Source organism: Streptomyces sp. NPDC048331 (genome assembly GCF_043201215.1).
Lineage (GTDB): Bacteria > Actinomycetota > Actinomycetes > Streptomycetales > Streptomycetaceae > Streptomyces.
The window spans coordinates 1-1,043 of the sequence record NZ_JBICYT010000077.1 but is presented as its reverse complement, the minus strand read 5'-3'; the positions used below and the strand labels follow the sequence as shown (position 1 = coordinate 1,043).

The 1,043-nt window shown below is 70.9% G+C and carries 1 pseudogene; it reads left to right on the top strand.

Features of this window, described 5'->3' with window-relative positions:
- Positions 1-711, top strand: a pseudogene (locus tag ACGFYY_RS41465) (hypothetical protein); the annotation flags it as partial.
- Between the last annotated feature and the right edge of the window lie 332 nt (positions 712-1,043).

Sequence of the window (1,043 nt, the reverse complement as noted above, 5' to 3'; positions counted from 1 at the left end):
CTGGGCGGGCTGCGGGAGGCCGGGGCGCAGGAACAGGTCACCGCCCTGGCCGAACGGGCCGCCGCCCACTTCTCCCTCGACGACCCGGGCGCCGTGGACCGGCTGCTGGGCGTGCTGCGGGAGGCCGGGGCGCAGGAACAGGTCACGGCGTTGCTGGCCCGGGACCCCGCCGCCCACGTCTCCCTCGACTGCCCGTCCGACGTGGGCTGGCTGCTGGGCGGGCTGCGGGAGGCCGGGGCGCAGGAACAGGTCACCGCCCTGGCCGAACGGGCCGCCGCCCACTTCTCCCTCGACGACCCGGGCGCCGTGGGCCGGCTGCTGGGCGTGCTGCGGGAGGCCGGGGCGCAGGAACAGGTCACCGCGTTGCTGGCCCGGGACCCCGCCGCCCACGTCTCCCTCGACCACCCGTTCGCCGTGGCCGATCTGCTGGGCGTGTTGCGGGAGGCCGGGGCGCAGGAACAGGTCACCGCCCTGGCCGAACGGGCCGCCGCCCACATCTCCCTCGACCACTCGGGCGCCGTGGGCCGGCTGCTGGGCGTGCTGCGGGAGGCCGGGGCGCAGGAACAGGTCACCGCCCTGGCCGAACGGCTTCCTGCCGCAGGGCACTTCGAAGAGTTCATCGGGATCGGTGACCACCGGGAGCGATTCCGGTTCGGTCGGGAACCTGATGGGAGCGTCGCTGCCCCTTGGGCGTGGGGGGACCTGGAGTGATCTGGAACGCGAACGGTCTCGTCGAAGTCGGCACCGCCCGGGACGGGCGCCAGAAGTGTGTGTGGTGCTGGGGTACACCCCAGCACCACACTCCTCGGCCTGTGAAGGCCTGTCAGAATAGAGCTCCTGGCAGGGTTTCTTTACACTCGTCCGGCAGGTTCTTAAACTTCATCCTGACGTTTTTCGACGGATGGTCGGGGTCGAAGGGAACACGCGGATGAGGGTCGGGTACGCCAAATAGTCGGGCATGAGACGTGTCCGCGAGAGAGTGTCCCGCTCTTGATCGGATCACTCGTCTGGTGATGTCGGTCTCCCGGTCAGGGGCCGTGTCT